This window comes from Paenisporosarcina cavernae (genome assembly GCF_003595195.1).
Lineage (GTDB): Bacteria > Bacillota > Bacilli > Bacillales_A > Planococcaceae > Paenisporosarcina > Paenisporosarcina cavernae.
This window is the reverse complement of sequence record NZ_CP032418.1, coordinates 1,659,655-1,678,310: the sequence shown is the minus strand read 5'-3', so window position 1 is coordinate 1,678,310 and position 18,656 is coordinate 1,659,655. Positions and strand designations below refer to the sequence as shown.

The following is an 18,656-nucleotide window of genomic DNA, read 5'->3' as shown; positions in this document are numbered from 1 at the left end:
CTTGTCCCATTTTAATAAGGTCTAGTGATTATGGCAAAGAGGTCACACCCGTTCCCATACCGAACACGGAAGTTAAGCTCTTTAGCGCCGATGGTAGTTGGGGGTTTCCCCCTGTGAGAGTAGGACGTCGCTAGGCTTTATCATTTTTATACATAGTCGGAGGATTAGCTCAGCTGGGAGAGCACCTGCCTTACAAGCAGGGGGTCGGCGGTTCGATCCCGTCATCCTCCACCATTTTTATGCCGGTGTAGCTCAGTTGGTAGAGCAACTGACTTGTAATCAGTAGGTCGTGGGTTCGACTCCTATCGCCGGCACCACTTTTAGAGCCATTAGCTCAGTTGGTAGAGCATCTGACTTTTAATCAGAGGGTCGAAGGTTCGAGTCCTTCATGGCTCACCATTATTTTAATATGCGGGTGTGGCGGAACTGGCAGACGCACTAGACTTAGGATCTAGCGCCGCAAGGCGTGGGGGTTCGACTCCCTTCACCCGCACTCTTAAAATACTTATTAGCGGAAGTAGTTCAGTGGTAGAACACCACCTTGCCAAGGTGGGGGTCGCGAGTTCGAACCTCGTCTTCCGCTCCACAATTCTTTCGACATACATCCCTGCCGGGGTGGCGGAACTGGCAGACGCACAGGACTTAAAATCCTGCGGTAGGTGACTACCGTACCGGTTCGATTCCGGTCCTCGGCACCATTTTTACCCTTAATTTCATATGCGCCCGTAGCTCAATTGGATAGAGTACTTGACTACGAATCAAGCGGTTAGAGGTTCGAGTCCTCTCGGGCGCGCCATATTATTTAAATAAATCGGGAAGTAGCTCAGCTTGGTAGAGCACTTGGTTTGGGACCAAGGGGTCGCAGGTTCGAATCCTGTCTTCCCGACCAGTTTATTTTCCCTTAATGGGGCCTTAGCTCAGCTGGGAGAGCGCCTGCCTTGCACGCAGGAGGTCAGCGGTTCGATCCCGCTAGGCTCCACCAACTTTATAACTATAAGATCCTGGCGGCGTAGCTCAGCTGGCTAGAGCGTACGGTTCATACCCGTAAGGTCGGGGGTTCGATCCCCTCTGCCGCCATCTTTAAGGACCTTTAGCTCAGTTGGTTAGAGCAGACGGCTCATAACCGTCCGGTCGCAGGTTCGAGTCCTGCAAGGTCCACCACTTATATAGTATTAACACGGAGGAATACCCAAGTCTGGCTGAAGGGATCGGTCTTGAAAACCGACAGGCGGGTCATACCGCGCGGGGGTTCGAATCCCTCTTCCTCCTCCATTTTTACAAAGTGCGTGGAACACAAAGTAATTTCATACTATTATCGCGGGGTGGAGCAACGAGTCGTACTTAACGACGAGTAACACCGACGCAAGCGTAGCGTGGAAGGTGTCCAATCTCTACATGCGTAAAAATCACAAGGTAACTTCATATTATTATCGCGGGGTGGAGCAGTTCGGTAGCTCGTCGGGCTCATAACCCGAAGGTCGCAGGTTCAAATCCTGCCCCCGCAACCAAGGTCCCGTGGTGTAGCGGTTAACATGCCTGCCTGTCACGCAGGAGATCGCGGGTTCGATTCCCGTCGGGACCGCCATTTTTAAAAACAAAATAGTTAGGCTCAGTAGCTCAGTTGGTAGAGCAAAGGACTGAAAATCCTTGTGTCGGCGGTTCGATTCCGTCCTGAGCCACCATTTGCGGGTGTAGTTTAGTGGTAAAACCTCAGCCTTCCAAGCTGATGATGAGGGTTCGATTCCCTTCACCCGCTCCAATGATGGGCCTATAGCTCAGCTGGTTAGAGCGCACGCCTGATAAGCGTGAGGTCGATGGTTCGAGTCCATTTAGGCCCACCATTCCGAAGTAGCTCAGTGGTAGAGCAACCGGCTGTTAACCGGTTGGTCGCAGGTTCGAATCCTGCCTTCGGAGCCATCTAGGGGAAGTACTCAAGTGGCTGAAGAGGCGCCCCTGCTAAGGGTGTAGGTCGGGCAACCGGCGCGAGGGTTCAAATCCCTCCTTCTCCGCCAGATGTTTGGCCCCTTGGTCAAGCGGTTAAGACACCGCCCTTTCACGGCGGTAACACGGGTTCGAATCCCGTAGGGGTCATATTAAAAAACATTCTCTTCGTTGAGAATGTTTTTTTTTGCTTATCTTTTTTCTAATGAAATTGGTTTAATTGATCCCAAAGGAGCAACATAAAAGAAGTAGAAGAAATTTAATCTTCTACTTCTTTTTAACATTAAATAAGATTGGAAATTAATAAGCCAAGTGCCAGCAAAATAACGAATAGTGTGTTGGTTAAAGCTGTGTTTTTCATTGCTCCATTAACTTCTAAAGGATTATCAATCGCTTTAAAAATGCGGATTGCTTGAAGTGGTTTTGCAATACTTAAAACGATTAGTAATGCCCATGGAGTAACTTCTTGTGCGAGGACAAGTACCAAAATCCAAATGTATGATAAAAAGAAAAAGCTTGCCAAGATAGTAATTGCTTTTTGTCTTCCTACTAATATGGCTAATGTTTTACGGCCATTTTCTTTATCGCCTTTTAGATCTCGAATGTTATTGGCTAACATAATCGCCGCCACTAATAACATACTTGGAACCGATAATAGAATAGCAAAGGTTGATACGTGTCCAGTTTGGATGAAGTAAGCAATTAAGACAATTAACATTCCCATAAAGAATCCCGAGAACAATTCTCCGAACGGTGTGTAAGCAATGGGATATGGCCCTCCTGTATAAAAGTAACCGATTGCCATGGAAATTGCTCCTACAACTGCTAATGTCCAGGAAGTTTCGATACAAATATATATACCAAGTAGGACAGAAATAGCATAAAAAGCTAATGCAATTATCATCACTGTTTTTGGCTTCACTCCATTACGAACAATAGCCCCACCAATTCCAACAGACTTTTCATTATCGAGCCCTCTTGTAAAGTCGTAATATTCATTAAACATATTCGTCGCTGCTTGAATCAGCAAGCTTGCTAGTAGCATCGCCACAAAAAGTCCCCAATGAATGGATGTTTCCGTGAATGCAATCATCGTACCTAATAAAACCGGTGCAAAGGATGCTGTCAATGTATGTGGACGAGTAAGTTTCCACCATACCTTCCATCCTTGATCTATCGTGAGTTCATTTGACAATTTCGTTCTCTCCTTTTTTTCATTCTTTCCTATTGTAAAACAACGAAGGAAGAAAAGGTAGATGCATTGCAGAGCTCATTTGTGTAGCAAGAGAAGGGATATGATAGTATAGAAAGACAGGCTATTTGAAGATTTTACATGTTTCGGAGGTAATTTTGTGAAAGAACCTTTACAGGAATTACATGCAGTTCCTATTAATCATGCATCAGAGTATTTTTATATAGAAACCATTGAAGTACCTCATTTATCGGCTATTGCCTTTTTTGAGGCGGGCAAAGAATTCAAAGGAGAGCGTTATTATTGGCAGAATCGAGATAACACAAAGACGATTGTGGGGCTAGGTCATTTAAAGACTTTTACAAGCAATCATTCTTCTGATCGATTTGACGATATCCAAATGCAATGGAATTTACTTCTCCAACATGTTGTGCAGGAAAAAGAAGATGCAAGTCCTGTTCTATTTGGTGGATTTTCGTTTGATCCGATTAATTCGCTACCTTCTGAATGGAGTGCATTTCCAACAGCATTTTTTGCAGTTGCAAAATTCCAATTAGTGATTGAAAAAGAACGTTCCTATTTGAGTATTCATTATTTAGGAAATGAAAAAGACTCTGCAGAAGTGTTTGAATCACTTCGAAAACAACGAGATGAACTTATCCATTCTGCACAAGTTAAAGAATGGAAAGTATATGTGAAGCACGATGTTGTAAAAGCAGAAGAAATTTTACGTGATAGCTATTTAGAAGCCGTGACAAATACGCGTAATGCGATTCGACGTGGTCAGTTAAATAAAGCGGTAATTGCAAGAAAGCTTGTCCTTACGATGAAAGAAGAAGTTCATGTCCCATCCTCGTTATACTTTTTATCAAAGGAACAACCAGAAAGTTACGAATTCGGATTAGAAAACGGAGATTCAGCTTTCGTAGGAGCTACGCCTGAACGTTTAGTGAAAGTAGAAGATGAAACAGTTTTTACCACATGTTTGGCTGGGTCCATTAAACGCGGGACGAATGCATTAGAGGACAAGCATTTAGGTGAAGAACTGTTAGCAGATCAAAAGAATTTAGAAGAACATCAGTATGTGGTAAAAATGATTTCGGATGTTTTTGATGAATTATGTACAGATGTGAAAGTACCATTTGGACCTAAATTAATGAAAACGAGAGATATACAACATTTGTATACACCAATAGAAGGAAAACCAGATAATACATCTTCTATTTTTCAATTTGTCGAGAAGCTTCATCCTACTCCAGCTTTAGGTGGAGCACCTACTGAAGAGGCAGTAAAGCTCATTCGTGTGGAAGAAAAAATGAACCGAGGATATTATGCTGCTCCTGTTGGATGGGTGGATGCCAGAGGGAATGGAGAATTTGTGGTAGCGATTCGATCTGCTTTACTGCAAGGGAAGAACGCTTACTTATATGCTGGTGGAGGTATCGTCGCAAATTCCACGGCAGAGAAAGAATATGCAGAGACCATCGTGAAGTTCCGCCCGATGTTACGTGCGCTTGGAGGAAATTTGGATGGAATCTAAACAAGTGTTAACTAATTACGTAGCAACTTTTGTTCAAAGTTTAATAGCGCAGGGAGTGGAACATGTGGTCATTTCACCAGGATCACGTTCTACTCCACTTGCCTACGCATTTAAACATGTGAAGACAATCAAGACGTATCTACATATAGATGAAAGATCCGCTGGTTTTATGGCGCTTGGAATGGCTAAGAGTTTGCAAAAACCTGTAGCTCTCCTTTGTACTTCTGGAACGGCAGCAGCAAATTACTTTCCTGCAATTGTGGAAGCTAAAAATGCGCGTATACCATTAATCGTTATTACAGCGGACCGCCCACATGAGTTACGAGAAGTTGGAGCTGCGCAGGCGATTGACCAAGTAAATTTGTATGGTAACCAAGTAAAATGGAGTGTCGATTTTCCATTACCTGATGCTCAAGCGTCTACGAATCAATTTTTAACTCAACATATCACTCGAATGGTCCAAACTGCAGTGACGGCGCCAAGAGGACCAGTGCATATGAATGTCCCATTCCGAGAGCCTTTATTAATTAATTTAGAGGAAAAATTCGCTCCAGTGTCGAGTGTTCAATCGTTTCCAACAAGAAATAGTGTTCTTCCGGAAACGTTGAAAGAAGTTCAAACCATTATGAAAGATTCCACAAGAGGTATCGTTGTCGTTGGGGAACTTCCGATGAACACAAATTCCGAGGAACTATTGAAAGCCTTGGAGAAAATAGGTTGGCCGGTATTAGCAGATCCACTTTCTAATTTAAGAAAATTCACACACGAATGCGTGATTGATCAATATGATAGTTTGATGAAATCATCTTCTTTTACAAGTAGAATCACACCAGACGTGATTATTCGTATCGGTGCACAGCCTGTTTCAAAACCGCTTGCCTTATTCCTTTCGAAGGTAAAAGCACAAGCCGTTATAACGATTGATGAATCTGCCCAATACCGAGATCCATTCATGTGGACAACTCATCACATTGTTGCAGCACCTGAAGATGTTCTTTCGAAGCTAATTTACACAGGAAAGCACGCAACGTTACCGATTTGGATACAGGCAAATCAACTAGCTACAAGTAAAGTGATGGAATATGCATCTCAGCATGAAGACGAAGGAACGTTTGCGAAAATGGTAGTGGATCTTTTACCGGAGGACTCTATATTGTTTGCTAGTAGTAGTATGCCGATTCGTGATGTCGATACGTATTTTCTAAAAACTTCAAAAAATATTGATGTACTCTCTAATAGAGGAGCGAATGGTATTGACGGAGTAATTTCTACTGCCATTGGCGTTCAACTTGCAACAGAGAAAGAAGTTACGGTGTTAATCGGAGATTTAGCGTGTTTACATGATGCGAATGCTTTGCTTGCAAGTAAATATAATAACGTGAAGCTTACTGTCGTTGTGATGAATAACAATGGCGGTGGAATTTTTTCTTACCTGCCACAAAAAGCAGAAGATACACATTTCGAAGATTTATTCGGCACTCCTGCAAATATCGATTTTTTACCTTTTGCGAAACTTTTTGGCGCTGATTATCAAAAAGTTTCTGACAAGGATGCACTTCGACAAAGCTTCCTTAAAGAGACTGAATTCTCTATACGATTCATCGAAGTAATCACTAATCGAGAAGAAAATCTTCTTTCTCATCGCAAATTATGGAGTCAAATAGATGAGGCGATTCAGCATGTATAAACATATTCAACTTGAAGATGGCAAACTTGCGTATCAAGAGTTTCAAGAGACAGGGGATATCCCAATTCTCTTTTTACATGGATTTACAGGAACTTCCTCTAATTGGAATGAAGTGCTTCCCTTGCTACCGACAAATTGTCATGCTGTGATGGTAGACATTCGAGGTCACGGGTTTACAACGGATTCATCTTCCTGTTATACGATGGACACCATACTTCAAGACATCGAATTACTACGCAAAAAATTGAAATGGAACCAATTTCATTTAATCGGGTATTCGATGGGAGCTCGAATATCGCTTGCATATGCGTTAACTTTCCCAGAACGAGTACGATCGATTGTTCTTGAAAGTGGATCACCAGGACTCGAAAAGCTGGAAGAACGATTAACGAGACAACAAGCAGATTCAACTCTAGCCGACAAAATCGAAACAGAGGGAATTCTTTCTTTCGTGAATTTTTGGGAAGACATACCATTGTTTCATTCGCAAAAAAGGCTTTCAGATGAAAAAAAGAAGGCTATACGCGAGGAGCGGTTATCTCAAACTGCGAGAGGATTAGCCAATAGTTTACGAAATATCGGAACAGGCTCTCAATTTTCCTTTTGGGATCGTTTAGATGAGATGCAAATGAGATGTTTACTCGTCGTTGGGGAACTGGATGAAAAGTTTGTTCAAATTGCACAAATGATGCAAAACCGTAATGAGAAATTTCAACTTGTAAGCGTGGAAGATGTCGGTCATGCAATCCATGTGGAAAATGCAGAAAAGTTTGCTACAATAATAATGGAGTTTATTTTACAATCTGAGGAGGAACTTACAAATGACGCGTGAATGGATTACTGAACGTACATATGAAGATATTAAGTACGAAACGTATAACAACATTGCGAAAATTACAATTAACCGTCCTGAAGTGAGAAATGCATTTCGTCCAAAAACGGTACATGAACTAATTGATGCATTTTCTCGTGCACGAGACAATTCAGATGTTGGTGTAATCATTCTAACAGGCGAAGGCGAAAAAGCGTTCTGTTCTGGTGGAGATCAAACTGTTCGTGGACATGGAGGGTACGTTGGAGAAGACGAAATTCCTCGTTTAAACGTATTAGATTTACAACGTTTAATCCGTGTGATTCCTAAACCAGTTGTTGCGATGGTTGCCGGTTATGCAATTGGTGGCGGTCACGTGTTACATGTTGTGTGTGACTTAACAATAGCTGCTGATAATGCACGATTTGGTCAAACAGGACCACGTGTTGGTTCATTTGATGCTGGTTATGGATCGGGTTATTTAGCTCGCATCATTGGACACAAAAAAGCGCGCGAAATCTGGTACTTGTGTCGTCAATACGATGCCCAACAAGCGTTAGAAATGGGATTAGTAAATACGGTTGTTCCTTATGAGCAATTAGAAGACGAAACAGTTCAATGGTGTGAAGAAATGCTTGAAATGTCACCGACTGCTCTTCGTTTCTTAAAAGCGGCGATGAATGCAGATACGGATGGTTTAGCAGGTTTGCAACAAATGGCTGGAGACGCAACTCTTCTATACTATACAACGGATGAAGCGAAAGAAGGTCGCGATGCGTTTAAAGAAAAACGCAAACCTGATTTCGGTCAATTCCCAAGATTCCCTTGATTTCAACTAAGACTGTCCTTATGGGCAGTCTTTTCTATCGCTATTCCTTTTGACGAAGCTCACTTGTCGAAGGGAAATTTTATTCATGAGGTGACAAAACGTGTATCCGAATTTTTTACTAAAACAAGCAAAATTGCATCCATCTGGCCGTGCACTTTCCTTTCAACAAAAAGAATGGACATTTGAACAACTGAAAGAAGAGTCGCTGCATTTTGCGAGGAAGTTAAAGGCACTTGATTTATCGAATAAAGACCGAGTAGCCATTCTATCCTCTTCTTCGGATCGATTAGTAATTGGGATACACGCTTTGTGGCAACTGGGATGTGAAATTGTTTTATTGAATGAAAGGTTAACTGCTGCAGAATTACAGTATCAATACGTCGACAGTGAAGCAACAATCTTACTCACTTCAACAGAATATAAAAAAACACTATCCGTCCCTTCTATTTATACTTGGGAAGAAATAGACCAAAAAGAAGAAATCCATTTCACAATGGAGCCTTATTGGGACGATTCTCGAACACTATCCATTATGTATACATCTGGAACAACTGGCTCGCCAAAAGGAGTTCGTCAAACGGTTCGGAATCATGCGACGAATGCTTTATCTTCGAATGCCCAACTTGGAATTCAAGAAAGTGAATCATGGCTATGTAGTATGCCTATCTATCATATAAGTGGTTTATCGATATTAATCCGATCCGTTTTACTTGGTCTAGAAGTCCGATTATATGACAAGTTTCAATTGAAAGAAATAGTAGGTGATATTACGAGCGGAAGAGTAACACGAATGTCTGTGGTCTCTACTACTTTGCAGCGAATCGTTCATTATATGGAAGAAAATTCTTTAGTTCCATCTAGCAATTTCCGAGGGATGTTAGCAGGTGGTGGACCTATTCCGAAAGATTATTTAGAACGATCGACTATGCTCCAGTTACCAGTTGTTCAAACCTACGGTATGACAGAAACGTGCTCCCAAACCGCGACGTTAGAATCGAAAGATGCCATTCGAAAGATAGGTTCTGCAGGAAAAGCGTTATTGCTGGCCGATATTCGAATTGAAGGTGCAACGAAATCAGGAGAGCCAGGAGAGATTTGTATTACAGGTGATCATGTGACGAATGGTTACATTGGAAAATACGCGACAATTCCATCTCAACAGGATGGTTGGTTACACACGGGGGATATTGGATATTTAGATGAAGAAGGTTTTCTTTATGTTTTGGATCGGCGGTCGGATTTAATCATCTCTGGTGGTGAGAATATTTATCCTGCAGAAGTCGAGAGTGTCCTTCTTTCTTATCCTGGAATCCTGGATGCGGGTGTGATTGGAATTCCTCATGAAAAGTGGGGAGAAGTTCCAAAAGCTTTCCTTGTTGTGGCTCATTCAGTTGAGTTGAATGAGATTGAAACGTTCTGCAAATCGACCTTAGCATCATATAAAATTCCGAAAGAATGGTCGATTGTGAATGAACTGCCTCGCAACGGAGCTGGAAAACTTTTGCGAAGAGAGCTGAGAACATGAATGAGGGACTAATCACAGGAGCAAGAATACGAAAAATTCGCGTTCCTTTAAAACAACCTTTTCAAACCCATTTGCAACTTGTTACGACAAGAGAGACGATTATTTTAGAACTTTTTTCTACTACGGAGACAGGATTAGGAGAATGTGTTGCATTTTCCACCCCGTGGTATACAGAAGAAACAGTAGAAAGTGCATGGGAGTATCTTGTTAATCACCTGCCCACTATTTTGGCGAAACCCCTTCTGCATCCTTCTGAAATAATGAATGAGTTACTTAAAGAAAAAGGGAATGCCATGGCGAAAGCTACGATTGATCATGCTCTTTGGGATTTATATGCAAAAAAACAGCGACTTTCACTTAGCGAGCTAATTGGCGGAGCGACATCTTCTATTCCAGCAGGTACGGTTGTTACATGGCAAAATGAGCAAGAACTACAAACGAAAATTGACGATGCGATGAATAGAGGGTATAAGCGAATAAAGGTGAAAATCACCCCGCAAACGAATGTTGCACTTCTTCAAAAGATAGTAAAAGACAATGAGCATCTCTCTTTCTTCGCGGATGCGAATGGTGCTTTCTCTAATGAAGAATCACATTCCTCTTTACTCGATTTTGACTCCATTGGATTTACGTTGATCGAACAGCCATTTTTCAAAGGGGAAGAGGAGAAAAGTGCTGAAGCCACCAGACGAATGAACACGCCGATTGCGCTTGATGAAAGTATAGATTCTTTCGAGGCTGTGGAGAAAATGATCCAACACGGTTGGGGGAATATCGTCGTTTTGAAACAGGGGCGCGTTGGCGGTTTAACGACATCATTGGAAATAGTGAAACGTTGCCGTGCATGTAACATTCCGGTATGGATAGGCGGCATGATTGAATTTGGAATTTCTAAATCATTTAATCTAGCGTTAAATACGTTAGCAGATTTTCAGTTAACCGGTGATTTCACCGACTCCACGCACTATTGGGAAAGAGATATTATAAATCCACCTATCAGCGTGAGAGACGGTAGAATCTCATTGCCAGACGGATTTGGCATTGGAAGAGATTTAAATGAGGACGTAATGAAAAAATACACTGTCAAAACACACGTATGGTAGAAAAACGTCTCATCCGTATATCAGAACAATGTGAAATTTCTAGAAAAAACCCGAGCAACGACGCGCGATTCTTTTTGAAACGGATGCCATTGATCGGGTTTTTCTAATTTACTATTCAGAAGGAATGGCTCTATTAGTTAGTGCAGAAGACTCTAGTCTTGTTATTATTTGACTCACGTTTTGCACTTAATGGTCTTTCGTTTTACTACTCTGCATCCCTTTGGGACAGTGCTTTTTTAAGATGTTGGCGGTTCTGTTCCATTAACGTAAAATAATCTTCATTGTTTTTTACATCTTCCTCTGTTAAAACACTTAAATTATGCAAAGTAGAAGCAGAAGCTCCGACTTCTTTTTGAATAACTTTTGTTAAATTCGAGGAAACATTTTGTTCAAAGAAAATGGTTTGGATGTTTTTTTCTTCTGCAAGTTTCACCAATTCAGTTAGTTCCTTTTGCGAAGGTTCACTCTGTGAATTAATTCCGGCTACAGCTACTTGTTCTAAACCATAGTCTCTTGCAATATAGCTAAATGCTGCATGGGAGACAAAGAAGACATTCGTTTGTGCATTGGTTGTTAACGAGGAATAGTCGGCATCAAGGGACGCAAGTTTAGTTTCAAGTTGATGGAAGTTTTTTGTATATTCTTCTTCATTTTCAGGAAATTTTTCTACTAAAGTAGCATGAATGCTTTTTGCTAAATCCATACTAACTTTAGGGGATAGCCAAATATGTGGATCAATTTCTCCATGGTCATGGTCCTCATGATCATGCGGTTCCTCTTCAAGATGTAAAAAGAGGGAATCATCCATTTTTTTACTTAATGGAATAAATTCCACTTGCTGAGAGGAAAGAGTTTTTTGAGCATTTTCAACAAACCCTTCTAAACCAAGTCCAACGTATAAGAATAAATCCGCATCCGCTAGTTGCATCATATCTTTCTGTTTTGGTTCAAAGGTATGCTCATTTGCTCCATTGGGATAAATGGATTGAACAGAAGCAGTATCCTTCACTATTTGTTGTGTAAAGTACGTAATTGGATAGACTGTTGTATAAATTACTGTCTCTTTTTCTGCATTTTTCTCAGAGGAAGAAGTGTTTTCATTTCCACAAGCTGCAAGAAACAGTAGTGGTATTAGAGCAACTAATAATCTTTTCATAAGAACTCCTTAAATAGTAATGATTACGATTTAGAATTAACTTTTACATCATACAGGAGCAAGCAAAAAAAAACAAGCAACAACGTTAGGAACGTTTCGATGCTCGTTTTTCCGGTACTGGATCAAATCCACCAGGATGAAACGGGTGGCATTTTCCAATTCTTTTTATGGTTAAATATAATCCTTTTAAAGCGCCGTGAGTCTGCAATGCCTCCACTCCATAATGGGAACATGTCGGATAAAAGCGACAACTTGGCGGTGTAAGAGGGGAAATTGCTTTTTGATAAAAGCGAAAAATGGCAATTAATATATGCTTCATAGTGTTTCGATCCCTTTAGTTAGAATAGGTTTAGTCTACATTTCTTCGTGGTAAAAATAAAGGAGATTGACTTATAAGAGGAGGAAGAAAAAATGTCAGCAGCTTTAAACAAAGAATTAGACAAACAAGTAGCTACTTGGAGTGTGATGTATACGAAATTACATAACTTCCATTGGTATGTAAAAGGACCACACTTTTTTACTCTACATGCGAAATTTGAAGAGCTTTACAATGAAGCGACTCTTCACATGGATGAAATTGCGGAACGCTTATTAACACTTGGAGGAAAACCAACGGCTACATTAAAAGATCAGTTGGATTTATCTGTAGTGAAAGAGGCATCTTCGAAAGAATCTGCCGATGAAATGGTGGCGTCCGTTGTCAAAGATTTCGATACAATTATGAAATCGTTGAAAAAAGGAATGGATGAAGCAGCGAAAGATGAAGACGACATGACAGAAGATTTATTAAATGCCGTTTATCAATCAATTGAAAAACATCAATGGATGTTAAATGCCTTCTTGGGCGATTCAAATAAATAATTCCTTTCTTACACCGATATAAAAGGTGAACGAAAGGAGGTGTGTTATGGAGTTAAGTTCGATGATGGCAAGTTCCCTGCGAGAATTGCAACAGACCGTGCAAATGAGTGTGATGCAAAATGCACTAAACATGAACACGGCATCTGCTGTTCAATTACTCCAGGACATGCCTGCAACACCTGAAGTTTCCCATCCTTATAAAGGAACAATTGTGGATATTTCAGGTTAACAGAAGCGTGTATACCTTTTTGGTATACATGCTTTTTTTCATAAGACACATCCTATAAAAAAGGAGTGTTGGACATGCAAATTTATTTATCAGTTTCGCACAATCAATGGTATTTGACTCCCACGGAATCTCCTTGGGAATTTGAAATGGACATACCAAGAGAGCATCTTTTTGTGTTAGACAAGCTGATGCATCCAATTGGACACTTAGAATGGAGTAACTTTATTCGCGCGCAAACGCCTTATATCCCGTATCATTTAGATCCGGAAAACGATGCTTTAGACTATCGTTTGAAAAGATTGTATGCTTTCATCCATACTTATGTTAATGAAGAAGGAAAAGAAGTAATTGAAAAAATGCCGTATTACAAGGAGCAACAAGATGTTTATTTATCATGATTTGGAAGGGAAGAAAGTTTCTCTTTCCTTCCAACCTGGAAATTTTCCCATTCCCTCTAGACATGTTTTAGTTATTGCCTCCTATCAAGGAGAAACACTTTTTACAGAACATCGAGAAAGAGGTATTGAATTACCAGGAGGGAAATGTGAAGATGGTGAGTCATTACATGTTGCAGCTGCACGTGAAGTGTTAGAAGAGACAGGAGCATACATAGAGGACCTTGAATGGTTAGCGGAATACTTAGTAGAAGCAGATGAGCCATTTTGTAAAACAGTTTTCACAGCAAATGTGAAAGAATTTCATCCTACCTTTTCTCCTATGGAGACAACAGGAGCGATTGTTCTTCCACTGAGAGAAATACTTCACCGTTCCAATGCTTCTTTTCATATGAAAGATGAGAGCATGAAAAAAATAATAGGGAGGGTAATCGATGGAGAATAACCAACTAATCTTCTCTGCTCGGTCCTATCCATCTCCGAATTCATTAGTAAAAATAACAGAAATCGTTTATTGGTCATGCGGGTTACGTGTGAAGGGGTTACTTGCGCAACCAAAGAAAGGAGATGCACGACAAGGTATTCTCTATTTGCGAGGAGGAATGGGGAATATTGGAATGGTGCGTCCAGCTCGAATTGCACAATTAGCAAGTCAGGGATTTTCGGTGTTTGCTCCTTTCTATCGAGGAAATAGAGGAGGAGAAGGACGAGATACGTTTGCTGGTGAGGATCGATATGATGCTGTAAATGGAGTGGATGTGTTAAGAAAATATTGTCCTGGGCCGATTCATGTTTTTTCATTTTCACGAGGGGGAATCATGGCATTTTGGGTAGGAATTCTACGTCAGGATATCACATCAATTGTTTCTTGGGCAGGAGTATTAGACCCTGTATTAACGTATGAAGAAAGAGTAGATATGAGAAGAATGATGAAACGAGTGATCGGTGGAACCCCAACGAAAGTTCCCGAAAGATATGAGCAACGAAATCCCTTACTTTCTTTCTCTCATCTTACAGCGAAGGTGTTACTAATACATGGCGTGGAAGATGAACATGTATCAATTGAACACGCAAAGAAAGCAGAAAACAGACTGCGAACACTTCATAAATATGTGGAGACTTGGTATTTTCCAGACGAGAAACATGCATTTCCAAATGAGTTAAATAGAAAAGTAGTCGAAAACGCACTTCATTGGATGAGAAAAATGGAAAGAGAAGAAAATACATCGCAGAAGAAATCATAGTGTTGATCGATACTTGCGACATTTTAGAAATAGGAAGAAGTGCAATAAAAAAAGTTAGACCGAGTAGATGGTCTAACTTTTTTATGTGTCACCATCATTTTAGTAATTAAATGACAGGACCACCTTTTGATGAAATTTCATTTGAAACAGAACCGAACTTTTTGAAATTTTCCTTAAATTGATCAGCTAATTCTTTCGCTTTTATATCATACGCTGCTTTATCTGACCATGCTTCTCGAGGATTTAATACGTCTGCAGGAACTCCAGGAACTTCTTTCGGAATGGCAACTCCAAAAACAGATCCTTTATCCATTGGTACATCATTTAATTTGCCTTCTAAAGCTGCACGCACCATTGCGCGTGTATACGACAGTTTCATACGACTTCCTACTCCATATTCTCCACCAGTCCAACCAGTGTTTACTAAGAATACTTGCGCATTATGTTCGTCAATTTTCTTTCCAAGCATCTCTGCATAAACCGTAGCAGGTAGTGGAAGGAAAGGAGAACCATAACAAGTAGAGAAAGCAGCTTGTGGAGAAGTAATTCCACGCTCAGTTCCAGCTAATTTCGATGTGAAACCACTCAAGAAATGATACATTGCTTGTTCTTTTGTTAACTTACTGATTGGAGGCAACACACCGAAAGCATCGGCTGTTAAGAAAATAATTGTTTTTGGATGACCAGCTACAGAAGGATCCACAATATTATCAATTGCTTGTAACGGATAAGCAGCTCGAGTGTTTTCCGTTAAAGAAATATCTGTGTAATCGGCTTCGCGCGTTTTTTGATCAATTACGACGTTCTCTAAAACAGAACCAAAACGAATTGCATCAAAAATTTGTGGTTCATTTTCGCGTGTTAAGTTAATCGCTTTTGCGTAACATCCGCCTTCAATATTGAATACACCATTATCCGACCAGCCATGTTCATCGTCACCGATTAGCTTACGATCTGCATCAGCAGATAAAGTTGTTTTTCCTGTTCCTGATAGACCAAAGAACAATGCAACATCACCTTGTTCTCCTACATTTGCTGAACAGTGCATTGGAAGAATTCCTTGCTCTGGTAACAAGTAGTTCATAATGCTGAAAATAGATTTTTTCATTTCCCCAGCATATTCAGTTCCACCAATTAAAATAATTCGTTCTTGCATGGACACCATAATAAATGTTTCAGAAGCTGTTCCATCTACTGCAGGATCTGCTTTAAATGTTGGTGCAGATACAATTGTAAAATCAGCTTCATGTGTTGTTAACTCTTCTGCAGAAGGACGAATGAACAATTGATGTGCAAACAAATTGTGCCAAGCGTATTCGTTGATTACTTGTAGGGATAAACGAGAGGTTTTGTCCGCTCCTGCATATCCTTTAAAAAGGAATAACTCATCTTTTGATTTTAAATATTCGATTACTTTCTTATATAAAGAAGAAAAAATGTCAGATGAAATTGGTTGGTTCACAGAACCCCATTCAATTTTATCACGCGAAATTGCTTCATCTACGATGTATTTGTCCTTAGGGGAGCGTCCTGTGTATTTACCTGTTTCCGCCTTAATGGCACCGGTAGAAGTTAGTTGTGCTTCTCCACGAGATGTTGCTTTTTCTACTAATTGAGGAACAGATAATTGAACGTGCACATTATGGCCAGTTAACAATTCGTTCAGTTCGGTTTGGGTATTCACTGAATTCATGTATACAGTACCTTCCTTTGACTTTTTTTCCCTATATGGGTTGGATTTATATCGAAAATTAGTATAACACATTGGGGTTAATAATCTATACTAATAAGCGAATAATTTTTGTGAATATGTTGAACTTTACGAGGAATGAAAATAATATTTGACTTTACCTATGACATTTCGTAACATGGAAAACTGAACGGATACTCTTATCCCGAGCTGGTGGAGGGGTCAGGCCCAATGAAACCCGGCAACCTGCTGATTTGGTTAGTTAAAATCAGGCGAAGGTGCTCAACCTGGAACAAGGAAAACCCTTGGATGATAAGAGTGAAAGGTGTACGGCTCAACCTTTCCTCATGTGTAGACGTGAGTGAAAGGTTTTTTTATGGCATCACCTACTACCACTGTATCCTCATGTGATGAACCTAAAACATGGGAAATGAGTACCGTTTAAATTTCCGAGAGCAATCTCGCAGGATATAGGAGGAATTCCCATGACAACACGTCGACTGTTTACATCTGAATCTGTAACAGAAGGTCATCCAGACAAAGTGTCTGATCAGATTTCTGATGCGATTTTAGATGCAATTCTAGCAGAAGACCCAAATGCACGCGTCGCTTGTGAAACGACTGTAACAACTGGTTTAGTTTTAGTTGCAGGAGAAATTACAACTTCCGCATATGTAGACATTCAAAAAGTGGTACGAGAAACTGTTCGAGAAATTGGTTATACTCGTGCGAAATACGGTTTTGATTCCGAAACTTCCGCTGTTTTAACAGCGATTGATGAGCAATCAGCGGACATCGCAATGGGTGTTGACCAAGCACTTGAAGCTCGTGAAGGTTCCATGACGGATTCAGATATCGAAGCAATCGGTGCTGGAGATCAAGGCTTAATGTTTGGTTTTGCTTGTAATGAAACACCAGAATTAATGCCATTACCAATTAGCCTTTCACACAAACTTGCTCGTCGATTAGCAGAAGTAAGAAAAGAAGAAATACTTCCTTATTTACGTCCAGACGGAAAAACACAAGTAACAGTTGAGTACGATGAAAATAACAAACCAGTTCGAATTGATACAATTGTTATCTCAACACAACATCACCCAGAAATTACATTAGAACAAATTCAACGTAATTTAAAAGAGTATGTCATTGCACCTGTTGTTCCAACAGAATTAATTGATGAAAACACGAAATACTTCATCAACCCTACAGGACGCTTTGTTATCGGTGGACCACAAGGAGATGCAGGATTAACAGGTCGTAAGATTATTGTCGATACGTATGGTGGATACGCTCGCCACGGTGGGGGAGCATTCTCTGGTAAGGATCCGACAAAAGTTGACCGCTCAGCTGCATATGCGGCTCGCTACGTAGCGAAAAACATCGTTGCTGCAGGTCTTGCAGACCGTTGTGAAGTACAATTAGCGTATGCAATCGGTGTAGCGCAACCTGTATCAATTGCGGTAGATACATTTGGAACTGGAAAAGTAGAGGAAGCAGACTTAGTTTCTTGGATTCGTGATCTGTTTGATCTACGTCCAGCAGGAATTATCAAAATGCTCGATTTACGTCGCCCAATTTACAAGCAAACAGCTGCGTATGGCCATTTCGGTCGTACAGATTTGGATGTACCTTGGGAGAAAACAGACAAAGCAGAAGCACTTAAGCAAAAAGCGAGATTATAATCTATTAAAAAAGCGTTGTTCCAATTTGGAACAACGCTTTTTTAGGTAGAAAATCGAGATTACAGAAAGAGGAAATAATGTAGGGAAGCAAAGAATCGATCGTGCAAACCAGAGAATCGATCGCAAATCACCGTGTAAACCTTTGCAATCTATTATTTCATTATGCCCAAACTGTTCGTAGGATAGAAAAATTGGAATTATTCATTTTTCTGGTGATCTTGTTGAATTTTTTGATATATTTTTCCTTTTTCTTTGTAGGATTGAACAATGCGTGTCATATCTGCGAAGTCCTCTGCATTTAGTGGACGAACTACTTTTGCTGGTCTTCCAAGTGCTAGCATACCAGGAGGGATTTCTTTTCCGGGAGGAACTAAACTTCCCGCTCCAATAAAAGCACCTTCTCCAATAATTGCCCCATCTAAAATGATCGAACCCATTCCTATTAATGCTCCTTTTTTTATTGTACAACTATGTAACGTTACTTGGTGACCTATAGTTACCTGATCTTCTAAGACTAAAGGATAAGCAGGACTCTGATGTAAGCAACAAAGGTCTTGTATGTTTACTTCCTTCCCAATAATAGTTTTATTGACATCGCCTCTTATAACGGTTTGGTACCATACGGAAGAATCAGCTCCAATTGTCACATCGCCGCTAATTGTGACATAATCAGCTATAAAGACGGAGGAGTCTATTTGTGGAGTCTTGTTGTTAAATGGGTAAATCAAGATTACACTTCCTTTCAGTTCTTATTTTTTGATTATAAAGGAG

17 protein-coding genes, 20 tRNA genes, 1 rRNA gene and 1 riboswitch are annotated in these 18,656 nt (G+C 40.4%); of the genes, 33 read left to right on the top strand and 5 right to left on the bottom strand.

Annotated features, from left to right (window positions below):
* Positions 1-20 precede the first annotated feature (20 nt).
* The 21 genes from rrf (at position 21) to D3873_RS08470 (ending at position 2,091) form a co-directional block, all read left to right on the top strand.
* Positions 21-136: ribosomal RNA gene (rrf, locus tag D3873_RS08570) — 5S ribosomal RNA — on the top strand.
* 22 nt (positions 137-158) lie between these two features.
* Positions 159-234: transfer RNA gene (locus D3873_RS08565), tRNA-Val, on the top strand.
* Between the two features lie 7 nt (positions 235-241).
* Positions 242-317, top strand: a tRNA-Thr gene (locus D3873_RS08560).
* A gap of 6 nt (positions 318-323) precedes the next feature.
* Positions 324-399, top strand: a tRNA-Lys gene (locus D3873_RS08555).
* A 12-nt stretch (positions 400-411) separates the two neighbouring features.
* A tRNA-Leu gene (locus D3873_RS08550) sits at positions 412-493 on the top strand.
* Positions 494-511: 18 nt separating this feature from the next.
* Positions 512-586 (top strand) — tRNA-Gly (locus tag D3873_RS08545).
* A 23-nt stretch (positions 587-609) separates the two neighbouring features.
* Positions 610-698: transfer RNA gene (locus D3873_RS08540), tRNA-Leu, on the top strand.
* A 21-nt stretch (positions 699-719) separates the two neighbouring features.
* A tRNA-Arg gene (locus tag D3873_RS08535) sits at positions 720-796 on the top strand.
* Between the two features lie 16 nt (positions 797-812).
* Positions 813-889: transfer RNA gene (locus tag D3873_RS08530), tRNA-Pro, on the top strand.
* Positions 890-906: 17 nt separating this feature from the next.
* Positions 907-982: transfer RNA gene (locus D3873_RS08525), tRNA-Ala, on the top strand.
* A 21-nt stretch (positions 983-1,003) separates the two neighbouring features.
* Positions 1,004-1,077, top strand: a tRNA-Met gene (locus tag D3873_RS08520).
* Positions 1,078-1,084: 7 nt separating this feature from the next.
* Positions 1,085-1,161: transfer RNA gene (locus D3873_RS08515), tRNA-Ile, on the top strand.
* Positions 1,162-1,179: 18 nt separating this feature from the next.
* A tRNA-Ser gene (locus D3873_RS08510) sits at positions 1,180-1,272 on the top strand.
* Between the two features lie 159 nt (positions 1,273-1,431).
* A tRNA-Met gene (locus D3873_RS08505) sits at positions 1,432-1,508 on the top strand.
* 1 nt (position 1,509) lies between these two features.
* Positions 1,510-1,585 (top strand) — tRNA-Asp (locus tag D3873_RS08500).
* A 21-nt stretch (positions 1,586-1,606) separates the two neighbouring features.
* A tRNA-Phe gene (locus D3873_RS08495) sits at positions 1,607-1,682 on the top strand.
* A gap of 3 nt (positions 1,683-1,685) precedes the next feature.
* Positions 1,686-1,759 (top strand) — tRNA-Gly (locus tag D3873_RS08490).
* Between the two features lie 5 nt (positions 1,760-1,764).
* Positions 1,765-1,841 (top strand) — tRNA-Ile (locus D3873_RS08485).
* A 1-nt stretch (position 1,842) separates the two neighbouring features.
* Positions 1,843-1,917 (top strand) — tRNA-Asn (locus D3873_RS08480).
* A gap of 4 nt (positions 1,918-1,921) precedes the next feature.
* A tRNA-Ser gene (locus D3873_RS08475) sits at positions 1,922-2,012 on the top strand.
* Positions 2,013-2,019: 7 nt separating this feature from the next.
* Positions 2,020-2,091: transfer RNA gene (locus tag D3873_RS08470), tRNA-Glu, on the top strand.
* A 133-nt stretch (positions 2,092-2,224) separates the two neighbouring features.
* On the opposite strand, the gene D3873_RS08465 is transcribed toward D3873_RS08470, so the two are convergent.
* Positions 2,225-3,136: a 1,4-dihydroxy-2-naphthoate polyprenyltransferase gene (locus D3873_RS08465; protein ID WP_119883662.1), complete on the bottom strand. Its 912-nt coding sequence runs from the start codon at positions 3,134-3,136 to the stop codon at positions 2,225-2,227.
* A gap of 157 nt (positions 3,137-3,293) precedes the next feature.
* Here D3873_RS08465 and D3873_RS08460 point away from each other — a divergent pair, with 157 nt between their 5' ends.
* The 6 genes from D3873_RS08460 (at position 3,294) to menC (ending at position 10,628) form a co-directional block, all read left to right on the top strand.
* Positions 3,294-4,673 (top strand): isochorismate synthase, encoded by a 1,380-nt coding sequence (locus D3873_RS08460; RefSeq protein WP_119883661.1) that lies wholly within the window; start codon positions 3,294-3,296, stop codon positions 4,671-4,673.
* Positions 4,663-6,360 carry a 2-succinyl-5-enolpyruvyl-6-hydroxy-3-cyclohexene-1-carboxylic-acid synthase gene (gene menD, locus D3873_RS08455; RefSeq protein WP_119883660.1) on the top strand — a complete coding sequence of 566 codons (1,698 nt, stop codon included), beginning with the start codon at positions 4,663-4,665 and terminating at the stop codon, positions 6,358-6,360. Before D3873_RS08460 ends, menD begins: the two co-directional genes overlap by 11 nt.
* Positions 6,353-7,192, top strand: a complete 840-nt coding sequence (gene menH, locus D3873_RS08450; protein WP_162920170.1) for a 2-succinyl-6-hydroxy-2,4-cyclohexadiene-1-carboxylate synthase — start codon at positions 6,353-6,355, stop codon at positions 7,190-7,192. The genes menD and menH overlap by 8 nt, the downstream gene beginning before the upstream one ends.
* Positions 7,182-8,000: a 1,4-dihydroxy-2-naphthoyl-CoA synthase gene (gene menB, locus D3873_RS08445; RefSeq protein ID WP_119883658.1), complete on the top strand. Its 819-nt coding sequence runs from the start codon at positions 7,182-7,184 to the stop codon at positions 7,998-8,000. Before menH ends, menB begins: the two co-directional genes overlap by 11 nt.
* A gap of 100 nt (positions 8,001-8,100) precedes the next feature.
* Positions 8,101-9,525, top strand: coding sequence for an o-succinylbenzoate--CoA ligase (locus tag D3873_RS08440; protein ID WP_119883657.1), 1,425 nt, complete (start codon positions 8,101-8,103; stop codon positions 9,523-9,525).
* Positions 9,522-10,628: an o-succinylbenzoate synthase gene (gene menC, locus D3873_RS08435; RefSeq protein ID WP_119883656.1), complete on the top strand. Its 1,107-nt coding sequence runs from the start codon at positions 9,522-9,524 to the stop codon at positions 10,626-10,628. Before D3873_RS08440 ends, menC begins: the two co-directional genes overlap by 4 nt.
* A 205-nt stretch (positions 10,629-10,833) precedes the next feature.
* Here menC and D3873_RS08430 read toward each other — a convergent pair whose 3' ends face one another.
* Positions 10,834-11,784, bottom strand: a complete 951-nt coding sequence (locus D3873_RS08430) for a metal ABC transporter solute-binding protein, Zn/Mn family (protein WP_119883655.1) — start codon at positions 11,782-11,784, stop codon at positions 10,834-10,836.
* A gap of 85 nt (positions 11,785-11,869) precedes the next feature.
* Positions 11,870-12,103, bottom strand: a complete 234-nt coding sequence (yidD, locus tag D3873_RS08425) for a membrane protein insertion efficiency factor YidD (RefSeq protein ID WP_119883654.1) — start codon at positions 12,101-12,103, stop codon at positions 11,870-11,872.
* A 92-nt stretch (positions 12,104-12,195) separates the two neighbouring features.
* Between yidD and D3873_RS08420 the strand changes: the two genes are divergently transcribed.
* The 5 genes from D3873_RS08420 (at position 12,196) to D3873_RS08400 (ending at position 14,513) form a co-directional block, all read left to right on the top strand.
* Positions 12,196-12,645, top strand: a complete 450-nt coding sequence (locus tag D3873_RS08420) for a Dps family protein (RefSeq protein ID WP_119883653.1) — start codon at positions 12,196-12,198, stop codon at positions 12,643-12,645.
* Positions 12,646-12,691: 46 nt separating this feature from the next.
* On the top strand, positions 12,692-12,874 hold the full coding sequence (locus tag D3873_RS08415) for a putative motility protein (RefSeq protein WP_119883652.1): 183 nt from the start codon (positions 12,692-12,694) through the stop codon (positions 12,872-12,874).
* Positions 12,875-12,948: 74 nt separating this feature from the next.
* Positions 12,949-13,272, top strand: coding sequence for a transposase (locus D3873_RS08410; protein ID WP_119883651.1), 324 nt, complete (start codon positions 12,949-12,951; stop codon positions 13,270-13,272).
* Positions 13,256-13,714: an NUDIX domain-containing protein gene (locus D3873_RS08405; RefSeq protein WP_119883650.1), complete on the top strand. Its 459-nt coding sequence runs from the start codon at positions 13,256-13,258 to the stop codon at positions 13,712-13,714. Before D3873_RS08410 ends, D3873_RS08405 begins: the two co-directional genes overlap by 17 nt.
* Positions 13,704-14,513, top strand: coding sequence for an alpha/beta hydrolase family protein (locus tag D3873_RS08400; protein ID WP_119883649.1), 810 nt, complete (start codon positions 13,704-13,706; stop codon positions 14,511-14,513). The genes D3873_RS08405 and D3873_RS08400 overlap by 11 nt, the downstream gene beginning before the upstream one ends.
* Before the next feature lie 106 nt (positions 14,514-14,619).
* On the opposite strand, the gene pckA is transcribed toward D3873_RS08400, so the two are convergent.
* Positions 14,620-16,206 (bottom strand): phosphoenolpyruvate carboxykinase (ATP), encoded by a 1,587-nt coding sequence (gene pckA / locus D3873_RS08395; protein ID WP_119883648.1) that lies wholly within the window; start codon positions 16,204-16,206, stop codon positions 14,620-14,622.
* A gap of 194 nt (positions 16,207-16,400) precedes the next feature.
* Positions 16,401-16,522: riboswitch (SAM riboswitch) on the top strand.
* Positions 16,523-16,688: 166 nt separating this feature from the next.
* On the opposite strand from pckA, the gene metK reads away from it, so the two are divergent.
* Positions 16,689-17,885, top strand: a complete 1,197-nt coding sequence (gene metK / locus D3873_RS08390; protein WP_119883647.1) for a methionine adenosyltransferase — start codon at positions 16,689-16,691, stop codon at positions 17,883-17,885.
* A gap of 197 nt (positions 17,886-18,082) precedes the next feature.
* Here metK and D3873_RS08385 read toward each other — a convergent pair whose 3' ends face one another.
* On the bottom strand, positions 18,083-18,613 hold the full coding sequence (locus D3873_RS08385; protein ID WP_119883646.1) for a gamma carbonic anhydrase: 531 nt from the start codon (positions 18,611-18,613) through the stop codon (positions 18,083-18,085).
* Positions 18,614-18,656 lie beyond the last annotated feature (43 nt).